The organism is Zunongwangia profunda SM-A87 (assembly GCF_000023465.1).
Classification (GTDB): domain Bacteria; phylum Bacteroidota; class Bacteroidia; order Flavobacteriales; family Flavobacteriaceae; genus Zunongwangia; species Zunongwangia profunda.
Window position 1 is genome coordinate 3,218,271 of record NC_014041.1, and the last position, 24,491, is coordinate 3,242,761.

General features: G+C 37.5%; 22 protein-coding genes. 12 read left to right on the forward strand and 10 right to left on the reverse strand.

The genetic code is table 11. The annotated features are described in order from the left end of the window. Positions 1-3: 3 nt before the first annotated feature. On the reverse strand, positions 4-1,188 hold the full coding sequence (gene uxuA, locus ZPR_RS14065) for a mannonate dehydratase (protein WP_013072385.1): 1,185 nt from the start codon (positions 1,186-1,188) through the stop codon (positions 4-6). A gap of 305 nt (positions 1,189-1,493) precedes the next feature. Between uxuA and ZPR_RS14070 the strand changes: the two genes are divergently transcribed. Further along, a complete protein-coding gene (locus ZPR_RS14070; RefSeq protein ID WP_013072387.1) occupies positions 1,494-3,299 on the forward strand; it encodes an alpha-amylase family glycosyl hydrolase in 1,806 nt (601 codons plus the stop codon). 926 nt (positions 3,300-4,225) lie between these two features. Here ZPR_RS14070 and ZPR_RS14075 read toward each other — a convergent pair. Genes ZPR_RS14075 through ZPR_RS14090 form a run of 4 tightly spaced genes read right to left on the reverse strand, consistent with a single transcriptional unit; the run spans position 4,226 to position 8,513 of the window. Beyond that, the gene (locus ZPR_RS14075; RefSeq protein WP_013072388.1) at positions 4,226-4,819 is read right to left on the reverse strand and encodes a nucleotidyltransferase family protein; all 594 of its coding nucleotides are present in this window, start codon (positions 4,817-4,819) and stop codon (positions 4,226-4,228) included. A gap of 11 nt (positions 4,820-4,830) precedes the next feature. Beyond that, positions 4,831-5,841, reverse strand: coding sequence for an XdhC family protein (locus ZPR_RS14080; protein WP_013072389.1), 1,011 nt, complete (start codon positions 5,839-5,841; stop codon positions 4,831-4,833). Next, positions 5,838-8,036 carry a xanthine dehydrogenase family protein molybdopterin-binding subunit gene (locus ZPR_RS14085; protein WP_041578952.1) on the reverse strand — a complete coding sequence of 733 codons (2,199 nt, stop codon included), beginning with the start codon at positions 8,034-8,036 and terminating at the stop codon, positions 5,838-5,840. The genes ZPR_RS14080 and ZPR_RS14085 overlap by 4 nt, the downstream gene beginning before the upstream one ends. Positions 8,037-8,039: 3 nt before the next feature. After that, positions 8,040-8,513: a (2Fe-2S)-binding protein gene (locus ZPR_RS14090; protein ID WP_013072391.1), complete on the reverse strand. Its 474-nt coding sequence runs from the start codon at positions 8,511-8,513 to the stop codon at positions 8,040-8,042. A gap of 177 nt (positions 8,514-8,690) precedes the next feature. On the opposite strand from ZPR_RS14090, the gene ZPR_RS14095 reads away from it, so the two are divergent. The 11 genes from ZPR_RS14095 to ZPR_RS14145 all read left to right on the forward strand — a co-directional run bounded on the left by ZPR_RS14095 (position 8,691) and on the right by ZPR_RS14145 (position 17,424). Continuing rightward, a complete protein-coding gene (locus ZPR_RS14095) occupies positions 8,691-8,927 on the forward strand; it encodes a MoaD/ThiS family protein (protein ID WP_041578953.1) in 237 nt (78 codons plus the stop codon). A gap of 32 nt (positions 8,928-8,959) precedes the next feature. Next, the gene (locus tag ZPR_RS14100; RefSeq protein ID WP_013072393.1) at positions 8,960-9,379 is read left to right on the forward strand and encodes a molybdenum cofactor biosynthesis protein MoaE; all 420 of its coding nucleotides are present in this window, start codon (positions 8,960-8,962) and stop codon (positions 9,377-9,379) included. Positions 9,380-9,413: 34 nt separating this feature from the next. After that, positions 9,414-10,400, forward strand: a complete 987-nt coding sequence (gene moaA / locus ZPR_RS14105; protein WP_083759770.1) for a GTP 3',8-cyclase MoaA — start codon at positions 9,414-9,416, stop codon at positions 10,398-10,400. After that, on the forward strand, positions 10,393-10,866 hold the full coding sequence (gene moaC, locus ZPR_RS14110) for a cyclic pyranopterin monophosphate synthase MoaC (protein WP_013072395.1): 474 nt from the start codon (positions 10,393-10,395) through the stop codon (positions 10,864-10,866). Before moaA ends, moaC begins: the two co-directional genes overlap by 8 nt. 144 nt (positions 10,867-11,010) lie before the next feature. Then, a complete protein-coding gene (gene mobA / locus ZPR_RS14115; protein WP_013072396.1) occupies positions 11,011-11,607 on the forward strand; it encodes a molybdenum cofactor guanylyltransferase in 597 nt (198 codons plus the stop codon). After that, positions 11,597-12,694: a HesA/MoeB/ThiF family protein gene (gene moeB, locus ZPR_RS14120; protein ID WP_013072397.1), complete on the forward strand. Its 1,098-nt coding sequence runs from the start codon at positions 11,597-11,599 to the stop codon at positions 12,692-12,694. The genes mobA and moeB overlap by 11 nt, the downstream gene beginning before the upstream one ends. A 4-nt stretch (positions 12,695-12,698) precedes the next feature. Beyond that, on the forward strand, positions 12,699-13,469 hold the full coding sequence (gene modA, locus ZPR_RS14125; RefSeq protein ID WP_013072398.1) for a molybdate ABC transporter substrate-binding protein: 771 nt from the start codon (positions 12,699-12,701) through the stop codon (positions 13,467-13,469). Positions 13,470-14,250: 781 nt separating this feature from the next. Further along, positions 14,251-14,652 carry a TOBE domain-containing protein gene (locus ZPR_RS14130; RefSeq protein ID WP_013072399.1) on the forward strand — a complete coding sequence of 134 codons (402 nt, stop codon included), beginning with the start codon at positions 14,251-14,253 and terminating at the stop codon, positions 14,650-14,652. Further along, the gene (gene modB / locus ZPR_RS14135; protein ID WP_013072400.1) at positions 14,649-15,320 is read left to right on the forward strand and encodes a molybdate ABC transporter permease subunit; all 672 of its coding nucleotides are present in this window, start codon (positions 14,649-14,651) and stop codon (positions 15,318-15,320) included. The genes ZPR_RS14130 and modB overlap by 4 nt, the downstream gene beginning before the upstream one ends. Further along, positions 15,317-16,192, forward strand: a complete 876-nt coding sequence (locus ZPR_RS14140) for an ATP-binding cassette domain-containing protein (RefSeq protein WP_013072401.1) — start codon at positions 15,317-15,319, stop codon at positions 16,190-16,192. Before modB ends, ZPR_RS14140 begins: the two co-directional genes overlap by 4 nt. A 47-nt stretch (positions 16,193-16,239) precedes the next feature. Then, positions 16,240-17,424 carry a molybdopterin molybdotransferase MoeA gene (locus ZPR_RS14145; protein ID WP_013072402.1) on the forward strand — a complete coding sequence of 395 codons (1,185 nt, stop codon included), beginning with the start codon at positions 16,240-16,242 and terminating at the stop codon, positions 17,422-17,424. Positions 17,425-17,530: 106 nt separating this feature from the next. Here the strand turns inward: ZPR_RS14145 and ZPR_RS14150 are convergent, their stop codons facing one another. The 5 genes from ZPR_RS14150 to ZPR_RS14170 form a co-directional block, all read right to left on the reverse strand. After that, complete coding sequence (locus ZPR_RS14150; RefSeq protein ID WP_013072403.1) at positions 17,531-19,702, reverse strand: xanthine dehydrogenase family protein molybdopterin-binding subunit; 2,172 nt, start codon at positions 19,700-19,702, stop codon at positions 17,531-17,533. A gap of 21 nt (positions 19,703-19,723) precedes the next feature. Then, entirely contained in the window at positions 19,724-20,710 is a 987-nt protein-coding gene (locus tag ZPR_RS14155) for an FAD binding domain-containing protein (RefSeq protein ID WP_013072404.1), read from the reverse strand. A gap of 70 nt (positions 20,711-20,780) precedes the next feature. Continuing rightward, entirely contained in the window at positions 20,781-21,581 is an 801-nt protein-coding gene (locus ZPR_RS14160; RefSeq protein ID WP_013072405.1) for a 2Fe-2S iron-sulfur cluster-binding protein, read from the reverse strand. A 297-nt stretch (positions 21,582-21,878) separates the two neighbouring features. After that, a complete protein-coding gene (locus tag ZPR_RS14165; protein ID WP_013072407.1) occupies positions 21,879-23,111 on the reverse strand; it encodes a Gfo/Idh/MocA family protein in 1,233 nt (410 codons plus the stop codon). A gap of 26 nt (positions 23,112-23,137) precedes the next feature. Further along, complete coding sequence (locus ZPR_RS14170; RefSeq protein WP_013072408.1) at positions 23,138-24,490, reverse strand: Gfo/Idh/MocA family protein; 1,353 nt, start codon at positions 24,488-24,490, stop codon at positions 23,138-23,140. Position 24,491 lies beyond the last annotated feature (1 nt).

The following is a 24,491-nucleotide window of genomic DNA, read 5'->3' on the forward strand; positions in this document are numbered from 1 at the left end:
TTTTTATTTCAATGAATTTATAATTCCAAATTCTAATCCGCGTAATTCCGCCAAGCCGCGTAAACGGCCTATAGCCGAATATCCTGGATAATAAGGTTTCCCTTGGTCATCCATCATTTCATGACCATGGTCTGGACGCATTGGTAAAACCCTATGATCTTTTTTATGGCACTCATAGAATTTTCTGATCAAATTATACATTTCAGCACTTCCTTCTAAATGATTGGCTTCATAAAAGTGATAAGGCGCTACTCGGTTTACAGAACGCAAATGCACAAAATGAATACGCTTATACCAGGTTTCAATAATACCGGTTAATTTATTTTCTTCGGAAGCGCCTAAGCTACCACTACAAAATGTAAGTCCGTTATGAACTGAAGGAACTGCTTCAAAAATAAATTTTAAATCTTCAGCTGTACTTACAATTCTGGGAAGCCCAAAAACAGGCCATGGTGGATCATCAGGATGAATCGCCAATACAACATTTAATTCTTCAGCGACAGGAATTACTTCCGTTAGAAAATAAATAAGGTTTTCCTGTAATTGTTCTCTTGAAATACCATCATACTGTTTCAGCCCATTTTTTAATTTTTCAATGGTAAAACCATCTTTATCTCCGGGCAATGCCATTAATAAACTTTGCTTTAAAACAGCGATTTCATGATCTGAAAGACTTTCATATTTCGCTTTAGCGCGCATCAAAATATCATCTGAATAAGATTGTTCAGCATTTTCTCGTTGTAACATATATACATCAAAAATCACTACATCAACCATATCGTGAAGCAAGGCGGTACTCCCATCTTCCAGTTCGTATCGAACGTTAGTTCTTAACCAGTCCAGAATAGGCATAAAATTATAGCAGATAGTTTTAACACCGCAAGCCGCTAAATTTTTAATGCTTTCTTTGTAGTTCTCGATCAGTTGATCTCTTTCCGGTCTTCCTTGTTTTATAAATTCGTGCACCGGCAAACTTTCTACCACATTCCAATGCAATTTAAAAGAGTGCAATCGATTGCTTTCTTCGATCTGAGAAATACGCTCTTTAATAGCTTCTTTCGTCCAGATTTCACCAACAGGAATTTGATGTAAAGCAGTGACAACACCATGTGCTCCTGCTTGTTTTATAGTAGCCAGTTTTACCGGATCATTAGGACCATACCACCGCCAGCTTTGTTCAAAAATCATAATCTATTTAAATTTGGTTCTTCTAATAAAAAATTCATTAAAGATTTAATAAATTTCAAAAACCTGAAAGTTAGAAAAATAAACTTAAACTCTGGTCATGCCAAAACTAGAAAATATCAAAAACTCTTAAAAATTTTAGACCAGGTTAAATAACTCACAATTAAAAATATACAATCATTTTCAGCAGTAAATTAGACTAAACTACCTCGGGGCAAGCCCACGAGGCATTCGATAGAAACAAAATTATAATTACAAGACGAGCCTCGGGGTATTAAACCCTTTGGCGGCGCAAATAAAAACTGAAGATGATGGAAGAAAATAAGCTAAGTTATCCTATAGCTCCCTCTGATGGGATGGGTGCTATACCAGAAAATGATAAAACTACATTTAGGGTTTGGGCTCCCAATGCCGATAAAGTAAGTGTTACAGGCGATTTTAATGACTGGAACCCAAACGATTTGCCTCTAGAGCCAGAAGAAAACGGCTATTGGGCAGCCACGACCACCAAAGCAAAAAAAGGCGATCAATATAAATATCATATCGAAAACGGTGATATTTCAGTGTACAAAAACGATCCCTATGCTTTTGAAGTCACCAATAGCGACGGAAATTCAATAATTCGGGATCTTAATTTTGATTGGGAAGAAGATAATTTTCAATTACCCCCGTGGAATTCGCTGGTGATTTACGAACTTCATGTGGGTACTTTTAACCGTAAAAATCCAGATGCTGTAGGTACTTTTCAGGATGTTATCGAAAAACTGGATTACCTGAAATCTCTCGGTATTAATTGTATCGAATTACTGCCGGTAGCCGAATTTGCCGGTGGAATTTCCTGGGGTTATAATCCAGCACATCCTTTTGCTATAGAACAGGATTATGGCGGACCTGAAGGTCTTTTTCAATTAATAAAGACAGCACATCAAAAAGGAATTGGAGTCATTATGGATGTTGTCTACAATCATTTAGGGCCATCTGATGTCGATCTATGGCAATTTGACGGTTGGCAGGAGAATGATAAAGGAGGGATTTATTTTTATAATGATCACCGCAGCGATACTCCCTGGGGTGATACACGACCAGATTATGGCCGCCCTGAAGTTCGGCAGTATTTTAGGGATAATGCTTTAATGTGGATCGAAAAATATCATTGCGATGGTCTTAGGATGGATGCCACATCCTACATTCGATATGAAGGTGGCGGATTAGGTTTTGATACCGAAATTCTTGAGGGCATCATCATGATGCGAGACATAAATGCTGAAATTCGACATAAATATCCCAATACCATAACCATTGCGGAAGATCTTAAAGCTGACAATATCATCACAGCTCCTACAGAAAATGGGGGGATTGGATATGGAACACAGTGGGATATGAAATTTGTACATCCGGTAAGAGAAGTATTAACGGCATTAAACGATGATGAACGCGACCTGCAAAAAATTGTTGATGCCATAGTTTACAAGTATAATGACGATGTATTTAATCGGGTAATCTACACCGAATCCCATGACGAAGTTGCCAACGGAAAAGCCAGGGTTCCGGAAGAAATTCAACCCGGCGATGCCGAAAGTAGTTTTGCTAAAAAACGATCCATCTTAGGTTTAGTACTGGTGATGACTTCCCCAGGAATTCCCATGATTTTTCAGGGACAGGAATTTTTAGAGGACGGCTATTTTAAAGATACGGAAGAACTCAACTGGGACAAATTAAACCGACTTGAAGGAATCGATCAACTTAGTGCCGATCTTATTAAACTGAGAACCGGAGAAACCCCAGGCGCGGAAGGCCTTAAAGGACAACATACTGAAATCATCCATTTTAACCAGGAAAATAAAATTTTGGCTTATAAACGTACAATGGACGGGGCACAGCCTGCCCTGATAATTCTTAACTTCGGAAATAATGATTTTGAAGACTACGGAATTGGTATTGAAGCAGATAAAAACTGGAAAATAAAATTTAACAGTACATGGAAAGGTTACGATAAAGATTTCTCTGAATTACCGGTAGAAGACATCCAAAAAGTACATGAAGAATCAGACCAAAAAGAATGGACAGGTAAAGTGAATATTCCTGCTTATGGAGCACTAATTTATGCGTTGTAAAATAAGAACAGTAAATGCGACGATTTGAAAATGTGATGATGTGGTGATTCGCGGCGGCTGAGTGATTGTGACGCAGGAGCAATTGTATCGAAGTCAAAGATGATATGGCAATTTGAAAATGAGATGATTTGAAAATGAGATAAGGTAGTAATGTATGAATAGATATAATTTTGAATCTTAAATTCGGTAGAAAAAAACAACTTTAAACCTTGAATTTGGAAACAAGAGAGGAGATAAGAACCAAGAAAATCACGTCATCCTAATTGGTGTGATAGCTAGATTTAGGTAGAGTAATGATTATATTTCAATAAAAGAAGAGAAAGTAGTAAAACCGGTATTTGTCATTTCGAGCGAGGCACGAGTCGAGAAATCGATTTTCAATAGGAACTGAAAATTAAGATTTCTTTATTCCGCTGTGCTTCAGCATAAATAAGATCGAAATTTTTATCTACTCAATCTAATTTTTGCCATCCTTAACCATGCTTCACAGGCAGACTAGGCAAGGAGATCTCCTCAATAATGAAAAAAGAAAAAAACAACTTTAAACCTTAAACTTTTCAACTTTGAACGCTACTGTCACTTCGAGTGATTTTATTGTAGCGATAGCGAAAATAAAATAGTATCGAGAAGTAAAAAGAAACGAGGTCTCGATACGAATTTCAATGATCATTGAAATTCACTCGACCTGAAAAGAAAAAAGAATATAGAAAATATAAATAAGACGATTTGAAAATGTGATGATGTGATGATTCGCGGCGGCTGAGTGATTGTGACGCAGAAGCAATTGTATCGAAGTTAAAGATGATATGGCAATTTGAAAATGTGATGATTTGAAAATGAGATAAGGTAGTAATGTATGAATAGATATAATTTTGAATCTTAAATTCGGTAGAAAAAAACAACTTTAAACCTTAAACTTTTCAACTTTAAACTTCACTACGTAACTTTTTATAATCCTCGGGGCTGTCAACATCAAAAGTGTTTTCAGCTTCGAGTTTTATGATGTTTGCGTGGTTTTTTAAAATCGATTTTGCCCCGGAATCACCGCTGATTTTTATTAATTCTGAAAAACTTTTCTGTGGAAATAATGCAGGAACGCCAGGTTTTCCTGAGTAATTTGTAACGATAACAGGAGATTGATTTTCGTTAAATTTCGATATCATTTTATCTAAATACCGGGAAGTAATAAATGGCTGATCGCCCAGCATCACTAGAATTGAATTATACTCACTATTTTTCTGAATTGTTGCCACGCCAACAGCGATAGATTTTCCTAAACCATCATTCCATTCTTTATTTTCTATAATTTCAATATCTAAAAAATCCACTTTTTGTTGAATTTCATCCTTATTTGCTCCTAAAACACAAAATACTTGAGCACTTTTGCTCATTTTGGCCATTTTCAATGCATTTCCTAATAAAGTGGAATCTTTATAGGGCAAAACTTGCTTAATTTCATTCATTCTGCTAGAAGCACCGGCTGCAAGTACTAAAATTGCGGTCTTAAAATTTGTTCCCATCTTATTTAATCCTAATGAATAGCGCCCATTTTTTCTCGTAAAGACGGAATTGATTTTCCTCGTTTCACCGCTAAAATTTCAGCTAAAATAGCGACTGCAATTTCTTCTGGAGTAATTGCTCCAATATCAATACCAGCTGGGCCGTAAAGCTTATCAAAAAAATTAAATTCGATATCGGTTTGCATTTCAATTAGTTCATTATACATTTTTTCGCGGCGTTTTGTAGATCCTAAAATCCCAATGTAAAAAGGATGCTTATCTTTTATCGATAGTAAAAAATGTAGATCTCGGGCATAATTATGTGTCATTAATACTACTGCGGTCTGGTTGTCGATTGCAATTTCTTTCGCTTGCTCTGGCTCCAATGCCAAAACTTCTTTACTTCCCGGAAAATTTTCAGTGGTTTTAGGATCTTTGGGTGAAGAAACGATACTTACCTCCCAGCCCAATTGCGAAGCTAAAATACCTAACTTTACCGAATCATGCTCTGCACCAATTATTATTAGTTTTGAAACTGGTGATAATTGCTGACTAAACTTTTCTAATCCTGAATGAGAGCTTAATGCTCTGGAAGTCATTGAAAATTGCTTTTCACCAAAATCTATTACCGACTCTAAAACTTCCAACTCACCAACTTCCTTTTTAAAAAACGAATCGATTTTAAAAGATTTTCGCTGTGCTATTTGCTGAAAAAAAAGTTGCTCAAACTCCAAAGAAATAGCCATTGGTTCTAATAAAATATATAAAGTTCCTTCACAACCTAATCGATACCTGCCGTCGTAAGTCATCATTTTCGCTATTCCGGTTTTTAAAACCGACTGCGCTTCAAACAGCACATCTTTTTCTACACAACCACCACTTACGGCTCCGGTAATTTTTCCGCCTTCTGTAATCAACATTCGAACGCCCGGTTTTCTATAAGAAGAACCATCAAGGGCGACTACACTCGCCAAAACGCTTTTCTTCCCGTGTTGCTGGTTTTCTAAAACCTGGCTAATTATTTCTTTAAACTCGTATGTCATTTTTTATTTATTTCTTTTGCAAGCTGATCTTTTACCGGTAAATCCCTCACTCGAATTCCCGTAGCATCAAAAATTGCGTTGACTACCGCGGCACCGGCAGGACCTTGCGCCGATTCTCCTGCTCCCAATGGCGGTTGTTCTACTCTATCAATCACCTCAACTTCACACTCAGGGGTCTCTGGAAATCTAAAAATAGGATAAGAATTCCAATCCAGACTAATAATATGTTGATCGCTAAATAAAACCTTCTCTTTTATCGTCCAGCTTGCCGCCTGTATCATTCCTCCTTCCGTCTGGTTTTTAAGTCCGTCTGGATTTATACATTCTCCTGCATCGATCACTGCCCACATTTTCTTTACCAAAACTTCACTTTCTTCACTAACTTCAACCAAAGCCGCCACCGCACAGTAAGACGATGAATTTTTATATCTTGAAAATGCGACCCCAACACCCTGATTTTTAGATTTTTTAACTGAATTTATTTTTTGTTGAAGTTTTTCTAAACATTCAATCGAACGAGTATCTGAAGAATGGTTGATCCTGAACTGAATAGAATCTTTCCCTGCTTTATAGGCCAGCTCGTCCATAAAACTTTCTATTGCAAAAATATTTCCAAAGGCACCTAAACTTCGCAAAGCCGATCTCCGCAGTGGCCCGCTAAAAATATGAGATTGGGTTTGTAAATCAGCAATCTCATAATAAGGAACTGAATTTCTGAGTGCTCCACCTTTAAATCCTCCTGCCGGCTTTTTATAGGATTTCCCCAGATACCTTGCGGGTAATAAATTATCAGGATTTCCGCCTGGTCGTGTACTATGTACATCAGACCAAAAATCGTATTTCCACCCGGCAATTTTTCCTTCTGGAGTTAATCCGGCTTCCATTTCAAAAGCCATTGGTGTGCCATAAGGTTCCCAGGCATGTTCTTCATCCCGCATCCACTGTAATCGTATATGTTTCCCCGGATAATTTTTAGCGAGCAAAGCTACCTCAGCAGCAACATCATCAGCAGCATTATGACCATAGCAACCAGAACCAGGCGTACCGATAATGTGAATGTTTTCCTGCGGCATTTCTAATAATGGCGCTAAAGTTTCCCGCAAAGGATAAACACCCTGGCTATGCGTCCAAAGCTTTAATTTTTCATCCTTATAAATAGCTACCGCACAAGAAGGGCCGTTTGCGGCATGCATGATGTAAGGCTTAAAGTAAGATGCTTTATGCTGAATAGAAGCCGATTTTAAAGCTTTTTCCCAATCGCCACGTTGTTCTTCCACCGCAACCTCTGCTGCTAAATTTTTGATATATGTTTTTAAATCTTTGTCTGCCGGAAGTGGTGCTCCAGTTTCCCATTGGGTATTTGCAAAAATTTCTCGTTGCAATTGTACAGCCTGAAATTCCTCTTCTGAAATTACTCCTAAAAAATCACCAATTTTGACCAATTTTAAGAAGCCTTCTTTTCCAGAAAAAGCATTTTCATTAATCGATTTCAATTTAGAAGTATAGGAAGGCGGCCTGATGATCCTGGCATGAAGCATTCCTGGAAATCGCAAATCCTGAATAAAAGTATGTTTGCCAACTACCATTTGCGATATATCTTTTCGCTTGATAGGTTGGCCGACGATTTTCCGACTTGCTTTTGCCTTAAATTCAGGAGGTATTTTTAAATTTCGTTCGATTTGCTGCCCATCGAGTATTTCAAAAAAAGAAAATTTCTGCTCTTCGTTCAGAATAAAACCATCTTTTAAATCAAGTCTATCTTTATCGATTTTCAACTTTTTAGCCGCTAGCTCTTTTAAAATTTCCCTGGCACAGGCTGCCGCATTTCTAATACTCATAGCACTTGCCTCTATCGATCGACTTCCCGCCGTATAGCCTTCGTTGGCTGTTACACCAGTTTCAGCAAGATTCACTTCAACCAGATCGATATTGGTATTTAATTCTTCTGCAGCCACCTGGGCAACCGCAATCCTGATTCCCTGACCCAACTCCATTTTTCCAGTTAAAACCTTAATTCGGCCATCTCCTAATATTCTTATCCAGGCATTGATTTGCTCTTCGCTTGGGCGTTTGGGGATCTCATCAAAAGCATTTACTGATTTTTTTGAATCTAAAACACAGGCTGTTCCCAACATCGAAAAACCAAGGCTCACGTAACCCATTTGCTTGATAAAAGTTCGTCTGTTAGTACTCATATTTTATGATTTTGAGACTTTTTTTATAGCTTTTATAAAACGTGAATGCGTACCGCAACGACAAATATTCTTTTCTAGACCATTTTTAATTTCAGCAGCTGTAGGATTTTTCTTTTCATTCAGCAACGAAACCGAATTGATTAAAACACCATTTAAACAGTAGCCACATTGTGCAGCCTGCTCGTCGATAAAAGCCTGTTGTAAGGGATGTAAATTTCCGTTTTCAGCAAGGCCTTCAATAGTCACGATCTTTTTCTCAATGACTTCACTCACGGGAATTCTGCATGAAGGATTCGCTTTTCCGTTTAATAATACCATGCAGGCTCCGCATTGTTCTAACCCACAGCCAAACTTTGGGCCATTGAGTTCTAAATTATTCCGAAGCGCATATAACAGTGGCGTTTCAGGAGCTATCCTTAAACTTCGATCTTTTCCGTTTACATTCAACACTAGACTTGCTTTCATACTTTTTTTCATACTTCAGGAATAGTTTTTAAGGATAAACTACTTTGATGAATTTTGAAATTAATCAATAGAATAGCTTGAATTAAGCGATTCGCTCTTAAATCTTTCTTAATTTTAAAAATTTTCGATAGGAAAGTTTAAATTTCATAAGTCATTGTGCAATTCAGCTTTTATATTTACCTTAAAAAAATGAAAATCTTACTTTTCGGGATTGCAAAGGATATTGTAGGAAATCAATTTTTGGAAGACGCTTCTTTTAAGGCCAAAACTGTAGCCGAACTAAAGCAAGAACTTATTCAAAAATATCCGGATTTTGCGAAAATTTCTTCTCTGGCGATCGCTGTAGACGAAGAATATGCTAGTGACGAGCAACAGATTTCAGCAGATAATGAAATTGCAATAATCCCGCCGGTTAGCGGAGGTTAACGCTGTTTAAAAATTTTGAGTTTAGATGATATATGAAAAAGAAAATTGAAATTATAGCACATATCGATCCGTCTGTGATCTACAAAGAACTTTCCCACCCCGGCAGCGGTGGAATTTGTGTTTTTATAGGTGCTGTTCGCGATATTACTCAAAATCAAAAAGTGAATGCTCTTTTTTTTGAAGCATACGAGACGATGGCACTTAAAGAAATGGAGAAGATTGCTGCTACTGCAAGTAAGCAATGGAATTTAAACCGACTGATTATGCAGCATGCTGTTGGCGAGAAGAAAATAGAAGAACCCGTGGTGTTAGTTGGTGCCTCCTCGGCACATCGTAATGATTGCTTCGAAGCCTGCAGATTTTTAATCGATACCTTAAAAGAAAAAGTACCGATTTGGAAAAAAGAATTTTTCGAAGGTAAAGAACAAGTCTGGGTGACACCGCACCCATAAACAGCAGAATTTAAAATCCCTAAAAAGAAATTGAATGCTTATAGATAATCACCAAAGAAAAATTAATTATCTGCGATTGGCGGTGACCGATCGTTGTAATTTGCGCTGCAATTATTGTATGCCCGAAAGCGGAATTAATTTTGCAAAAAAAGATAAACTTTTATCGATTGATGAATTATATCAATTAAGTAAAATCTTGGTGGAGCAAGGCATCACAAAAATTAGAATTACCGGCGGTGAACCTTTTGTTCGTAAAGAGTTAATGATATTACTACGCAAACTTGCTAATCTGGAAAACCTTGAAGATATTAGCATTACCACTAATGCGACTTTGATTGGTGAGCATATTCCTGAATTAAAAGAATTAGGGATCAAAAACATTAATTTAAGCCTGGATTCGATTACACCTGAAACTTTTAAAAAAGTGACTCGCCGTGATCAGTTCGAAACGGTTTACGGAAACTTGATCAAACTCATCCAGGAAGATTTTAATGTAAAAGTAAATTTTATCGCGCTTGATGGACAGAATACTGACTATATAATTCCGATTCTGGAGGATTTAACCCGGCATTATCCTGTTTCGGTTCGATTTTTAGAAGAGATGCCTTTTAATGGTGGAAGCAAAAACTTCCAGACCATAAAATGGAATCATAAAGCGATTTACAATCACATCGCCTCACATTATCCGAATATCGAAAAACTTTCTTCGGAAGAAACTTCGACTTCGGTAAACTATAAGATTGAAGGTTTTGAAGGTAGTTTTGGGATCATTCCGAGTTTTACACGTAATTTCTGCGGAAGCTGCAATCGATTAAGAATTACCGCTACCGGTGATGTTATTACCTGTCTTTATGCCAGCGCCGATCGAAATATTCGTGAGATTCTTCGTGCTGAAAATTCTGAAGAAAACATCAAAAATCAGATCTTAAAAGCTGTTGGTAGCAGAGCCAAAGATGGTTTTGAAGCTGAAGCTCAAAATAAAAATTATTACGAAAATTCAATGACTAGTATCGGTGGATAAAAAACTCTCACATATTAATAAACAGGGAAACGCTGAAATGGTAGACATTTCAGAAAAAGAAATTATCAGCCGAACTGCCATCGCAACCGGTAGAATTTTATTTCCTACGGAAGTTTTTAAGCAGCTGCAAACAGATGGTTTTTTAAGTAAAAAAGGAAGTATCACGCAAACAGCGATCATTGCAGGAATTCAGGCAGTAAAGAAAACCTCCGATCTTATTCCACTTTGTCATCCGCTGCGCCTGTCTAAAATTAATATAGACATTCAGCCGGGCGAAAATTCCTTAGATATCGAATGTTTGGTAAAATGTAATGAGCGTACCGGCGTAGAAATGGAGGCTTTAACCGGAGTTTCGGTCGCAGCACTTACCATTTACGATATGACCAAAGCACTGAGTCACGAATTGGAAATCTCTGAAATCAAACTGAAAAAGAAAACCGGTGGAAAAAGTGATTTTGGAGTTTAATATGTTGATTTGCTAATGTGTTGATGTGTCAATTTGAAAATACGATGATTTAAAATGTGATGCTGGATTATGTTGAATTTTGAATGTGGAATTTTAAATATGATGTAAGCTGACGGCTGAAAGCTAATAGCTAACACAAAAACAATGAAAACTAAACTAAACGGACTTATACTTGCTGGCGGAAAAAGCACCCGAATGGGCACCGATAAAGGTGAGATTGCTTATCATGGCAAACCGCATCGAGAATATTTATACGAACTTTTAGAGAAATTTTGCGATGATGTTTACCTAAGCATACGAAGTGAGCAACACCAAAATTTACCTGATAACTTAAAAACGATCACCGATAAAGACCAATATCGAGGTCCGTTAAACGGAATGATTAGTGCACATCAGGAATTTCCAAAAGTCGCCTGGTTAGTAGTTGCGACCGATTTACCGTTGATCGACAAAAACTCGATTCGGCAATTAATCAATAAGCGAAATCCTGAAAAAATAGCCACCGCTTACGCAACTCATCAATCAGGTTTACCTGAGCCGATGTTTGCTATTTGGGAATCAAAGGCTTTTCCAAAAGCTATCGAATATCTGGAAAGTGGCACGAATACTTGTCCGCGTAAATTTTTAATTAATTCAGATATACAATTAATTTTCCCATCTAGCGACGATATTTTGATCAATGCCAACAATAAACAAGAATACGAACTTGCCTTAAAAAAACTACAGAAAGTTGAATCCTAAACGATATACACGACAAACCCGATTGCAGGGATTTGGAGAAGCCGGACAGCAAAAACTGGCCGCAGCTAAAGTTTTGGTTATTGGTGCAGGTGGTCTTGGAGTTCCGGTATTGCAATATTTAAGCGGAATGGGCGTAGGCACCATCGGTATTGTTGATAATGACGTAGTCGATTTAAGTAATTTACAGCGCCAGATTTTATATGCTGAAAACGATATTGATCAGCCTAAAGTTAAAGTCGCAAAACAAAAATTAGAAGCGCTTAATAGTGAAATTGAGATTATTCCTTTCTATACATTTATTTCTACGGAAAATGCCTTAGAAATTATTACCGATTTTGATGTAGTGGTAGATGCCTCAGATAATTTTCCAACACGATATTTGGTAAATGACGCTTGCGTTATTCTTAAAAAGCCTTTGGTGTACGGTGCATTACATGCATTTGAAGGCCAGGTAAGCGTTTTTAATTATCAAGGCGGACCAACATATCGCTGTTTGTTCCCAGAAATGCCAAACCCTGAAGAAATTCCTGATTGTAACGAAAATGGTGTTTTGGGAATCATACCGGGAATTATCGGAAGTTTACAGGCACTGGAAACTGTAAAAGTCATTACCGGAATTGGAGAAACCTTATCTGGAAAATTATTGCTGTTTGACGGACTAAGCCAATCGCAGCAAAAAATAAAATTTGGTTTGAACCCGCATCATCTTAAGATCAAAGAACTTCAAAAATCTTACGAATTCAGTTGCGCTACCGAAGTAAAATCGATAGAAGCTGAAGATTTCCTCGAAAAGTGGAAGGGTGAAGATATTCAGCTTATCGATGTTCGAAATCCTGAAGAAGTAGAAAGACAAAACTTACCGGAAACCATTCAGAAAGACTGGAAAAATATTCCGCTGAATAAGCTTCAGCGAGAATCATCAAAAATCAATCTTCAAAAACCGACTTACTTTTTATGCCAGTCAGGCATCCGAAGTATAAAAGCTATTAGGTTACTGGAAGGTTTAGGAATTCAGGGAGAATTTATAGATATAAAAGGCGGAATAAGTGCTATCTCAACAATAGCAGCAACCACAAAGCATGCTTAAGCTAATGCCGAAATTCTTTAAATTCCTGTCTCTTTTTTTATTGTGCATCTCCTTTAGTCTTTTCTCTTGTAAATCTGATAAAAAACCAGATTCGATAAAAATTGCGACCGCTGCCAATATGCAGTTTGCAATGAACGAGTTAATTGAAACTTTTAGACAGGAAACGGGCATAAAATGTGAAGCTGTGGTGAGTTCATCAGGAAAACTAACGGCCCAAATTAAAGCGGGAGCACCTTTCGATGTTTTTGTTTCTGCAGATTTAAAATATCCTAATATCCTCTTTAAAGAAGGCTTTGGCAAAGAAAGTCCCAAGATTTATGCTTATGGCACTTTGGTGATTTGGACTACTTCAGAAAACATAGAACCTTCCCTAGAGATTCTTTCTGAAGAAAAAATAAAACATATCGCCATTGCGAATCCTAAAACCGCGCCTTATGGTCTTGCTGCGGAAGAATTCCTAAAAAAAACGGGGAAATTTGATAATTTAGAGTCTAAATTCGTTTTTGGAGAAAGCATTTCTGCAGTTAATCGCTATATTCATTCCGGTTCCGCAGAGATTGGATTTACAGCAAAATCGGTCGTACTTTCTCCTCAAATGAAGAACGTGGGAAAATGGATCGAAATTGATCCCTCTCAATATTCAAATATTGAACAAGCAGCTTTATTATTGAAATCTGAACGGCCAAAAACTATAAAAAATGCTCGTAAATTTTACGAATTTCTGTTTTCAGCAAAAGCGAAAAAGATATTAGGGAAGTATGGGTATAGGAGTTAGTATTTTACGATTTGATGATTTGAAAATTTCCTAATGTGATAATGTTGAATTCTGAATTTTGAATGTTGTAACTAAATGCTGATTATTTGAAAATACCGTGATTTGATAATCAAATAGAAAATTTTAAGATATGTTGATCTGAAAATAAAAACAACTTTAAACCTTTAACTTTTCAACTATGAACGCTACCGTCACTTCGAGTGATTTTATTGTAGCGACAGCGAAAATAAAATAGTATCGAGAAGTAATGAAAAACAAGGTTTTAGAATATAGAGAAAAGAGAGAAGAGACGAGATCGTTTAAAGACTTGAAAAATTTGGTAATGTAGTAATGCAAAAATGTTGAATTCTGAATTTTGAATGTTGTAACTAAATGCTGATTATTTGAAAATGCCGTGATTTGATAATCAAATAGAAAATTTTAAGATATGTTGATTTGAAAATAAAAACAACTTTAAACCTTAAACTTTTCAACTATGAACGCTACCGTCACTTCGAGTGATTTTATTTTAGCGACAGCGAAAATAAAATAGTATCGAGAAGTAATCAAAAACAAGGTTTTAGAATATAAAGAAAAGAAAGAAGATACGAGATCGTTTAAAGACTTGAAAAATTTGGTAATGTAGTAATGCAAAAATGTTGAATTCTGAATTTTGAATGTTATAACTAAATACTGATTATTTGAAAACGCTGTGATTTGATAATCAAATGCAAAATTTTAATATGAATTAATCTGGCCTACCAAAAATTAAAATAGAAATTAAAAAAGTAAAATAAAGAATTTGAATAAACTCCCTGGAAAAATAAAGCATATCAAAAATTCAGAATACCTCTCTGAAGTGACTATTGCATTAGAAAATAATGCTATGTTCAATGTTTTTCTGGTGGAAACCCCACAAACGGCTTCATATCTCCAACCCGAGCAAAAAATCAATCTGCTCTTTAAAGAAACTGAGGTGATTATTTCAAAAAATTTGACACCAGACATTTCTATTCAGAATCAATTAAAAGCTGAAATTATCGAGATCAAACCGGGAAAGATTTTGAGTGAAATTATATTAAAATCACATGTAGGAGAAATTAAAAGTTTACTTGGTTCGACGCTTTTGCAACAAATGAATTTCGCGGAATCCCAGGAGGTTCTTATTTTAGTAAAAGCGAACGAAATTATGCTTTCTGAATGATCTGGGAATCCCTTTGGCTCACCTTAAAATTAGCTTCCATTACAACGCTTTTACTTTTCATTATTGGGACGCCTTTAGCTTATTGGCTCTCAGCTACCAAAAGTAAAACCAAACCCATTTGGGAAACTTTAGTGAGTATGCCGCTTATTTTACCGCCCACTGTTTTAGGTTTTTACCTTTTAATCGCTTTTGGTCAATCAAGTTTTCTGGGAAAGTTTTTAGAAGATGTTCTTGGATTGCAATTGGTGTTTTCGTTTAGTGGACTCGTATTGGCCTCTTTCATTTATAGTTTACCTTTTATGGTGCATCCCATCCAAAGTGGTTTTAGCTCTTTACCGGTTTATTTAAAAGAAGCAGCGTATTCTCTGGGAAAATCAAAAATCACTACTTTTTTTAAGATCTTGATTCCAAATATCAAACCCGCTTTATTGACGGGAATCGTGCTTTCTTTTGCACATACTATTGGTGAATTTGGTGTGGTGTTAATGATTGGCGGGAATTTACCCGGCGAAACCCGTGTCGCATCGATCGCAATTTATGATGAAGTCGAAGCACTAAATTATAGTAACGCCAATACGCTTTCACTCATTCTCTTTGTATTAAGCTTTTGCATTTTGCTTTGTGTTTACCTGATCAATAATAAATCCCTAAATCGAGTTGTAAAATGATCGAGTGTAAACTAAAAAAAGAGCTGTCTGCTGCGGAAGGAAAAATGATACTTGATGTCGATTTTAGACTGAATGACGAGGATTTTGTTGTACTATATGGAAAATCCGGAGCTGGAAAAACCTCCATTTTAAGAATGCTATCCGGTTTACTTGATCCGCAAGATGGCTATATAAAACAAGACTCAAATTTTTGGTTTGATGCTGCCAGAAACATTAATCTATCCACGCAAAAACGGGAAATCGGAATCGTATTTCAGGACTATGCCTTATTCCCTAATATGAATGTGGAGGAGAATATTTACTTCGCCCTTCGGCAGAAAAAAGATAGAACAACTGCGGAAGACCTGATCGAGCTGATGGAATTAGAAAATCTGCGGAAACAAGAGATTCAACAACTATCGGGCGGGCAACAACAACGTGTTGCTTTGGCCAGGGCTTTAGTTCGAAAACCAAAACTTTTGTTGCTGGATGAACCTTTAAGTGCACTCGATCATAGTATGAGAACTAAACTTCAGGAGTATGTTTTGAAGCTTCATAAAACCTATAAGCTAACCACTATTCTGATAAGCCACGATCCTGCTGAAATTATTAAAATGGCCGATAAAGTTTTGGTTCTTGAAAATGGGAAAATCACCAAAACCAGAACGCCAATTTCAATTTTTAGCGAAAGTAAGCTAAGCGGAAAATTTCAGTTTACCGGGGAAGTTTTAGCAAAAATCGATGAGGAAGTCGTTTCAATTTTGCATGTTTTGATTGGTAATAATGTGATTAAATCAGTTTCTGCAAAAGATGAAATTGCACATATTAAAAAGGGCGATAAAGTACTTGTGGCTTCAAAAGCTTTTAATCCAATAGTGACCAAGATTAAATAAAATTTGATATCTACAAAAACAGAACTTACAGCTTAAATAAAAAAATTATGATCTCACACCACGAAGCTTTAGAAAAAGTACTGGCTACGGCAACCCATTTTGGTTCAGAAAAAATTCCACTGTTAGAGAGCCTAAACCGGATTCTGGCAGAAGATATTTTTGCCGATCGCGATTTTCCGCCTTTTGATCGGGTAACAAAAGACGGAATCGCAGTTAACTCACAAGCGCTGGAAAATAATAAAACTTCTTTTAAGATTGAAGCGGTTTATGCCGCCGGGAGTCCGCAGGGAATCTTAAATAGTCTGGAAAATTGCGTGGAGATTATGACAGGTGCTATGTTGCCTAAAAATTGTGATTCGGTGATTATGTATGAAGATATTGAAATTAAAAACGGAATCGCGACACTACAAACTGAAGTGAAACCTAGGATAAATATTCATCGTAAAGGCAGTGACCGCCAAAGCGGAGAAAAAGTGCTATCCAAAAATCAACGAATTTCAGCTAAAGAAATCGGTGTTTTAGCTACCGTAGGAACATCGAAAGTTTTAGTCAAAAAATTACCAAAAATCGCTATTATTTCAACCGGAGATGAATTAGTAAACGTTGAAGAAACTCCGCTTCCGCATCAAATCAGAACTTCGAATACATTAAGTTTATTTGCTGCTTTAGAAAAAGAAAAAATTACTCCCACTTTACTTCATATTCGTGATGAAAAAGACATAATGCTCCAGCAGGTAGAGAACGCCATAAAAAATCATGATGTTTTATTGCTTAGCGGAGGTGTTTCAAAAGGAAAATTTGATTATCTACCAGAGATTTTTGAAGAATTGAAGGTAGAAAAAATTTTTCATCGCGTTTTGCAGCGCCCCGGTAAACCTCTGTGGTTTGGAAAACAACAAGAGAAAAATGTTACCGTTTTTTCATTTCCAGGAAACCCGAATTCCACCTTTGTGAATTATCATATTTATTTTATCAAATGGCTTACAAAATCTTTAGAATTAGAAGATCGAAATTCAGAAGTTATTTTGAATACAGCTGTTGATGCTAATTCAAACATTACAAGATATTTATTAGTGAAAACCAATGCTGAAAATGGTGAAATTAAAGCTGAATTATTAAACGAAAATGGATCGGGAGATTTAATTAGTTTAGCGAATGCCGACGGAGTAATCCTACTGCCACCGGAAAAAGTTTTTGAGGTTGGAGATCTGGTAGAATTTGTTTCTTTTTAGTAGTGAGTAAAAATAAAAAAAATCAGGAATCAAAATTTCTCATTTTAATTCCTGATTTTTATCTATTTTCTATTTTCTAGCAGCGAAGCGGTCTATTGTCTTTCCACTAAGCCACTCCGGGTTCTAAACCTGCTTCAATTAGTTTTTCCGGAGTAATTGGCAGATCTCTCATCCGCTTACCGGATGCATTAAAAATTGCATTGGCAATCGATGCTGCCACACTGGTAATACCCAACTCCCCAATTCCTTTGATGCCCATTTCGTTGGCAATTTTATCCTCCTCTGGCAAGAAAATAACATCTATATTAGCCAGGTCGAGATTTACGGGAACATGGTAATCTGCCAAAGTTCTGGTTATAAAGTTTCCATAATTCGGTTCTACTTGCGTACGTTCGGCCAGTACCATTCCTGCACCCATCGTTAGTCCGCCAATAATTTGTCCGTAGGCGGTTTTAGGATTCAAAATTTTACCCGCAGAACCTACGTTTACCATTCTTTTAATGCGGTACATCCCCGTGTCTTTATCTACCCAAACTTCAGTAAAATTAGCACCAAAGGAGAAGACTGAATATTTTTTAAATTCTTCTGAAGGTTTTGCAGTACCTTTTGCTTCGAAAGTTGATAAATTGTTTTGTTTCATTAAGTCGGCAATCCTAACTTTTTCAGATTCTGCAATATTTTTTTTCTTTTTCAATTCAGCTATCGCATTTTGGCAAGCTGCTCTGGCGCCATTAGCATAAGAGGCAGCTCCCCATGATCCACCAGACCCCGGGGTTACTGGAAATTTAGAATCGCCAATTTCAACTTTAATATTTTCAACAGGCAAGTCTAAATATTCTGAAACTGTTTGTGCAACTATAGTATATGTTCCCGTACCAATGTCAGTCGCATCCATTTGTAAAGTTGCAGTCAATTCGTCATTTTCGACATTAAGTATTACACGAGCTGATGTTTTTTGATAAGGTGCCTGGCGGGAAGCAGCACTCACTCCATAACCGATAAGCCAATTTCCGTTGGTATTGGTTCTTGGTTCCATCTTCCGCTTTTCCCATCCAAATTTTTTGGCGCCTATTCTTAGACATTCAGTTAATAGACGGGAAGAAAAAGGTTTGCCCGCTCCCATATCGGTTTGCGTATCATTTTTTATTCTGAACTCTACAGGATCCATTTTTAGTTTCCAGGCCAGCTCGTCTATAGCCGATTCTAAAGCAAAACTACCGGTAGCTTCTCCCGGGGCTCGCATGGAACTTGGAACCTGAATGTTAAGTGGAATTAATCGATGCGTAACCGAATTATTAGGTGTTTTATAAAGCATTTTTGAAACATTTCCACAGGCTTCGAAATACTGTAAATTCTTGGCAGTATGCGAGGTCGTATGATGTGCTAAAGCGGTTAGTGTACCATCTTTTTTAGCACCAAGTCTCATTTTTTGCTCGTTGAATTGGCGTAATCCTGTATTTGTAACCATTTGTTGGCGAGTTACCGTAATTTGTACAGGTCTCCCTATCATTTTAGAAGCCATAGTCGCTAAAGTGATATGCTTAAAAACATTAAGTTTAGAACCAAAACCACCACCAATGTAAGGAGTAATGACCTGTACATCTTCTTTGGCAATACCAAAAGTATCTGCAATCGCAGTGGTTGCCGTATCTAAAATTTGTTGGTTGGCATACATCTTCAACTTTCCATTATCCCAATTTACAATTGCAGCATGCAGTTCCATTGGATGATGATGCTCTATCGGCGTAGTATACATTTGCTCTACTCGAACCTCAGCTTCTCGCATTCCTGCATCGACATCACCCCGATTAAAATCTGCGCTATCGCTCGGTTTATAAGCTTTCTCTCTATTTTCTTCTAAGTGTATATCTGGCGTTTCCTCTTCATAAGTTACTTTAACTAAACGGCTGGCATATTGTGCCTGCTCGAAAGTTTCAGCCACTACACAGGCTACATACTCGCCATAATAATGCACTTTTTGATCCTGTAGAGCCGGAACAACGGTTTCTAGCGAAAAAGAAGTCATTTCTTCGCTATAATTCTTTAATTTTTCTGCGTTTTTAAAGGTAATTACCTTTATAACTCCGTCTAGGTTTTCTGCCTCTGAAGCGTCTATATCTTTTATTTTCCCTTTTGCAATAGTGCTATTTACGCCCTGTGCATAAACCATACTTTCTACAGGAAATTCTGATGCATATTTTGCTTTTCCCGTAACCTTCAGGTGTCCTTCTATTCTATCTATAGGATTTCCTACTCCTGATGCTTTTATTGTTTTCATTTTTTTCTAAGATTAGGGATTTTAAGCTTTTCTTTCATAGGCATGGGTAAGCGCTCTTACGATTGCCCTTTTACCCATTTCAACTTTATACTTATTACCTTCAAAAGGTTTAGCATCTTGCATTGCCATTTCTGCTGCTGTCTCAAAGTTTACTTTATTCGGTTTTTTACCTTCTAAAAATTTTTCAACTTCGGTAAACTTCCAGGGTTTGTGTGCTACGCCGCCCATGGCGAGACCAGCTTTGGTAATTACACCACTTTTAATCTGCAAACCGGCAGCTACAGAAACTAAAGCAAATGCATAACTAGAGCGCTCACGTATTTTTAAATAATAATAATGATCTGAAAATTTAGGTTTGTCTAAATGAATGGCAGTGATCAACTCCCCAGGTTCTAAAGTGTTATCTTTTTCAGGCTGATCTCCCGGTAATCTGTGGAAATTGGAAAAATCTATCATTCTTGAAGAACCATAAACCTTTTGCACCTCTACTTTTGCATCCATCGCTGCCAACGCCACGCACATATCTGAAGGATGTGTTGCGATACACTTATCGCTATAACCAAAAATAGCATGAAGGGAGTTCACTCCATCTTTAGCGCCACAACCTGAACCCGGTTCACGTTTATTGCAAGGCATTGAAGTTTCAAAGAAATAAGGACAGCGCGTTCGTTGCAATAAATTTCCGGCGTTTGTGGCCATATTTCTAATTTGGGCGGTAGCTGCAGAAAGCATTGCCATAGAAAGTAATGGGTAATTTTTTCGAATATCGGGATGATTGGCAGTCTCAGAATTACTTAACATTCCTCCTAGTGTAAACCCGCCACTTTCTTTTTTAATTATATTTTTATAGTCCAGATTAGCGACCTCAATTAATTGATCGGGACGTTCTACATCTTCTTTCATCAAATCAACCAAATTCGTTCCTCCCCCTAAATAATGCGAAGTACTGGTATAAGATTGAAGTGCCTGTTCTTTATTTTTTGCATTCGTGTAATTGAATGGTCTCATAGTTAGTTTGTGTTTTATCCTCAAAAGAGGAATTCAAAAAGATTTTTGATCCTAAAAATCAATCAATAGATCAGGAGTTTTTGGCTTTCTCCATTTGCTCGGAAGTAGCGAACTCCCAGGTAGGCATCTCGTCGTCTCCAGAATGCACTTCTTTAAAAGCCTGAACTATGTTATTATAAGCTCCACACCTACAAATATTACCAGACATTCGCTCTCTAATTTCTTCTTCGGAAAGTTTCAAATCGGTTTTTACCTCTTTAAAATCTTCGGTCACATAACTCGCTTCTCCGCGTTTCGCTTCTTCTAGTAATGCTACTGAAGAACAAATTTGCCCCGGTGTACAATATCCACATTGGAAACCATCATGTTTTAAGAAAGCTTGCTGCATTGGATGAAGATTCCCGTTTTCTGCTAAACCTTCAATCGTAGTCACTTCTTTACCTTCACAAGTGGCGGCTAAAGTTAAACAGGAAAGTTTACGCTTACCATCTACCATTACGGTACAGGCACCACATTGGCCGTGATCGCATCCTTTTTTAGTTCCGGTAAGTTCCAGACGTTCTCTAAGCGCGTCCAAAAGTGAAGTCCTCGAATCTAAAGCCAATTGCTTTACCATATCGTTGACCTTAAGATTTACCTTTACTTCATTTAAAAGTACCTTGGGGTTATCTGGTAAAGCTCTGGCAGGACTCGCTAATAGATCTGAAGTTAAATAAGAAGAAGCGCAAATACTCAGGCTTGCCGCAGACATTTGTTTTAAAAATTTTCTACGGGAGGTTCCGTTTAAACCAATTTCGTCAAAGATTTTCTCTTCATCTTTAGTTAATTGATTTTCATCACGGTTTTTAATCCATTTTTCAATTTCATCCATATACAATTATTTTTGAAGCCATTTAAGATGCAAAACCTGACAGAATCCTTCTCAGGATTTTTTCAAGTTAAAAGCAATGCTTCAATTTAAATAATTGATTACAGAACAAATGTTTTAGTAATGTTATTGTTATCCTAAATTGAAATCAAAAAGTTTAAGGTAGACTATTGAAGTATGTATGGAAAAATCTTTTTAAAATTTCGAAGATATTATTATAATCCTAGGCAAAAGGGAGATCATAAACTTATCAATGCTAATAAATTTAATACCATTATCATAATTCTAAACTATGAATAACTATGAATACAAATCTTTAAAATCTTTCTTCCACTTCACAATTTCGTTATTATACATGGCATCAAGTCCCATTTGTACGGCGATGGCTGCCTTGGCTCCTGTTACAAAATCTGATTTTGGCTGGGTATTGTTCAAGACACTATCCGAAAAATCCATTAAAGCCTGTTTGGAAGAATGAGTATGCTCGATCTTTATCGGCATTCCTTTACCTTTCTCCCATTGCATTGTTGCGCCCGAGACGCCATCGACCTCTCCAAGTTCCCGATCCTCATAATCTCCTTCGGGATAAAACCAGGCATTTTCATAATCAAGAATGATCGTCCCCTTGTCCCCTAAAACTTTGATTTGATAATCGTTCAGGGCATTAGACGTTAAACAGGTGAATTTGGCTTTAACCCCTTTTGGATAGCTATAGATTAAATGAATATTATCATAAGTTTCGCGACCATCTTTCCAGTAATCGATTCCACCGGCACCCATCACTTGTTCTGGAACAGCATCCATTACCCAGTTTACAAAATCGATTTGATGAGAACATAGTTCGGCTACCAAACCACCTGAATATTCCCGGTACATCCGCCAGTTAATCAATCGTTCCAAATCTGGATCGGGTACCGGGCGGCGCCAATTCCCATGACGATTCCATTGGCATTCAAAGGCGGTGATATTCCCCACCATGCCTTTTTTGATCAAATCGACCACATGGGTATATAAACGCGAACTATGATATTGATGTCCTGTTTGGAATATCGTTTTACTCTCTTTTTTCTTATTATTGAGCTTTTTTATTCCTTCATAACCTTTCGCTGTGGTTTTTTCGCCATAAATATGCTTACCGGCATCCAGGGCATCAATTTCTATGGCAGAATGGGTACTAAACGGTGTAGCAACGAGAACAGCATCGATATCTTTATTATCAAGCATTTTCCGGTAATCGGAATATCCCTTTATTTTACCTGAAGCTCTTGAAACCCCTCGCTCTAATCGAAAGGGTAAGATATCACAGCAAGCGATTAAGTTTAAATTGGGGATCTCATCTATTACAGGGATCAATCCGCCGCCACGGTCGCCTGTTCCGATCACCCCAATATTAATACTATCATTTTTCGAAAAGGACAGCGCATTTAAAGAAGGTACCGACATGGCCGCCATTGCTCCCAAGGCTCCCAAACTGCTTCGCTTTACAAAACTTCTTCGCTTCATCATATCGTTTTTCATCATATTCTTTTTCATAGAATATCTGTATATTTTAAATCTGATTATACGTCCAGTTCCCAACCTGGTTCATAACTCCTGCTCCAAAGGTTCATGGCTTCACGATCATATATCCTTCCTGATTTCTCATCTACGGCAAAGCCTTTATTAATGCGATATGCAATATTGGCATAATGCACCATAGCCATGCTTATACTGGCATCATCAATAGGGGCATTTAATGTGGTCTTTCCACGAATGGTATTAAAGAAATTAAGCATGTGCGCTGTGGTCGTATCACCGCCACCGCCCAGAGCAGTACCTGCTTCCTGCGAGCCGGATTCTGTAGACTTTATCATTTTTCCGGAGCGGTCGTACACCTCATATTTATTACGGTCTACAAAGACGGTACCTTCACTTCCGTAGATAATAGTTCCACGACCGCCATTATAAAGATCGTAACCACTTCGACTTCTCCCATCCCACTCTATGATCTTATCATCCGCAAAATTAAAAGTAGCCTTCATGGTATCATACATTTCCCAGCCATCTTCTTTAAAATGACGCTTATAAGCTTCTACATTTGCTTCACGAGGAAAATCCACGCCCAGTGCCCAACGGGCTACATCAAGCTCGTGAGTACCATTATTCCCGGCTTCTGCTGTACCATAATTCCAGCCATACCAATGCCAGTTGTAATCCCAGGTATTATCGGTATAGGCTCTTCTTGGAGCCGGCCCCTGCCACAATTCCCAATCCAGGCCTTTGGGAACGGCCGCTGGTTTTTGATTAGGCACCTCTCCCCTAGCGTTAGTATAAAAGGCGATCGCTTTAAAAGGCGTGCCGATCGCCCCATTATGTATGGCGTTGATCACTTCCACGGTATGAGCCGAAGAACGCTGCTGATTCCCCATTTGCACCACCTTATCATACTTCGATGCTGCTGCTACCAGTTTCTCATTCTCGTCCATGGTATGACTACAGGGCTTCTCTACATATACATGTTTCCCGGCCTTTAAGGCCATGATAGCGCCCGGAGTGTGCCAGTGATCGGGAGTAGCATTCACCAGAATATCTATTTTTTTATCGTCGATCACCTTACGAATATCGTTCTCCCCTTTAGGTGAATATCCCAAACGCTCTGAAAAACGTTTAACCGCTTTTTCCCTTTGATGCTGCATTACATCACATAAGTACACCAGCTCTACATTTGATTCTTTTAAGGCGATAGGATCAAGATAAGCGCCTAAACGCCTACCCAATCCGGCAATTCCTATATGCAGTTTATCATTAGCTCCGATAATTTTACGGTAACTACTCGCAGGCATGGCCATAGCAGAGCTCGGTGCCACACCGGATGCGGCAACAGCAACACTGCCTAATAAGGATTTGGTAATAAATTCTTTTCTTGTCGCCATG

Coding starts and splice junctions, on each gene's coding strand:
- ZPR_RS14075 (WP_013072388.1), bottom strand. CDS start 4,819: ATGGGAACAAATTTTAAGACCGCAATTTTAGTACTTGCAGCCGGTGCT.
- ZPR_RS14170 (WP_013072408.1), bottom strand. CDS start 24,490: ATGGCGACAAGAAAAGAATTTATTACCAAATCCTTATTAGGCAGTGTT.
- modB (WP_013072400.1), top strand. CDS start 14,649: ATGATCTGGGAATCCCTTTGGCTCACCTTAAAATTAGCTTCCATTACA.
- mobA (WP_013072396.1), top strand. CDS start 11,011: ATGAAAACTAAACTAAACGGACTTATACTTGCTGGCGGAAAAAGCACC.
- ZPR_RS14140 (WP_013072401.1), top strand. CDS start 15,317: ATGATCGAGTGTAAACTAAAAAAAGAGCTGTCTGCTGCGGAAGGAAAA.
- uxuA (WP_013072385.1), bottom strand. CDS start 1,188: ATGATTTTTGAACAAAGCTGGCGGTGGTATGGTCCTAATGATCCGGTA.
- ZPR_RS14090 (WP_013072391.1), bottom strand. CDS start 8,513: ATGAAAAAAAGTATGAAAGCAAGTCTAGTGTTGAATGTAAACGGAAAA.
- ZPR_RS14155 (WP_013072404.1), bottom strand. CDS start 20,710: ATGAGACCATTCAATTACACGAATGCAAAAAATAAAGAACAGGCACTT.
- ZPR_RS14100 (WP_013072393.1), top strand. CDS start 8,960: ATGAAAAAGAAAATTGAAATTATAGCACATATCGATCCGTCTGTGATC.
- ZPR_RS14160 (WP_013072405.1), bottom strand. CDS start 21,581: ATGGATGAAATTGAAAAATGGATTAAAAACCGTGATGAAAATCAATTA.
- ZPR_RS14080 (WP_013072389.1), bottom strand. CDS start 5,841: ATGACATACGAGTTTAAAGAAATAATTAGCCAGGTTTTAGAAAACCAG.
- moaA (WP_083759770.1), top strand. CDS start 9,414: ATGCTTATAGATAATCACCAAAGAAAAATTAATTATCTGCGATTGGCG.
- ZPR_RS14145 (WP_013072402.1), top strand. CDS start 16,240: ATGATCTCACACCACGAAGCTTTAGAAAAAGTACTGGCTACGGCAACC.
- ZPR_RS14070 (WP_013072387.1), top strand. CDS start 1,494: ATGATGGAAGAAAATAAGCTAAGTTATCCTATAGCTCCCTCTGATGGG.
- ZPR_RS14150 (WP_013072403.1), bottom strand. CDS start 19,702: ATGAAAACAATAAAAGCATCAGGAGTAGGAAATCCTATAGATAGAATA.
- ZPR_RS14095 (WP_041578953.1), top strand. CDS start 8,691: ATGAAAATCTTACTTTTCGGGATTGCAAAGGATATTGTAGGAAATCAA.
- modA (WP_013072398.1), top strand. CDS start 12,699: ATGCCGAAATTCTTTAAATTCCTGTCTCTTTTTTTATTGTGCATCTCC.
- ZPR_RS14085 (WP_041578952.1), bottom strand. CDS start 8,036: ATGAGTACTAACAGACGAACTTTTATCAAGCAAATGGGTTACGTGAGC.
- ZPR_RS14165 (WP_013072407.1), bottom strand. CDS start 23,111: ATGAAAAAGAATATGATGAAAAACGATATGATGAAGCGAAGAAGTTTT.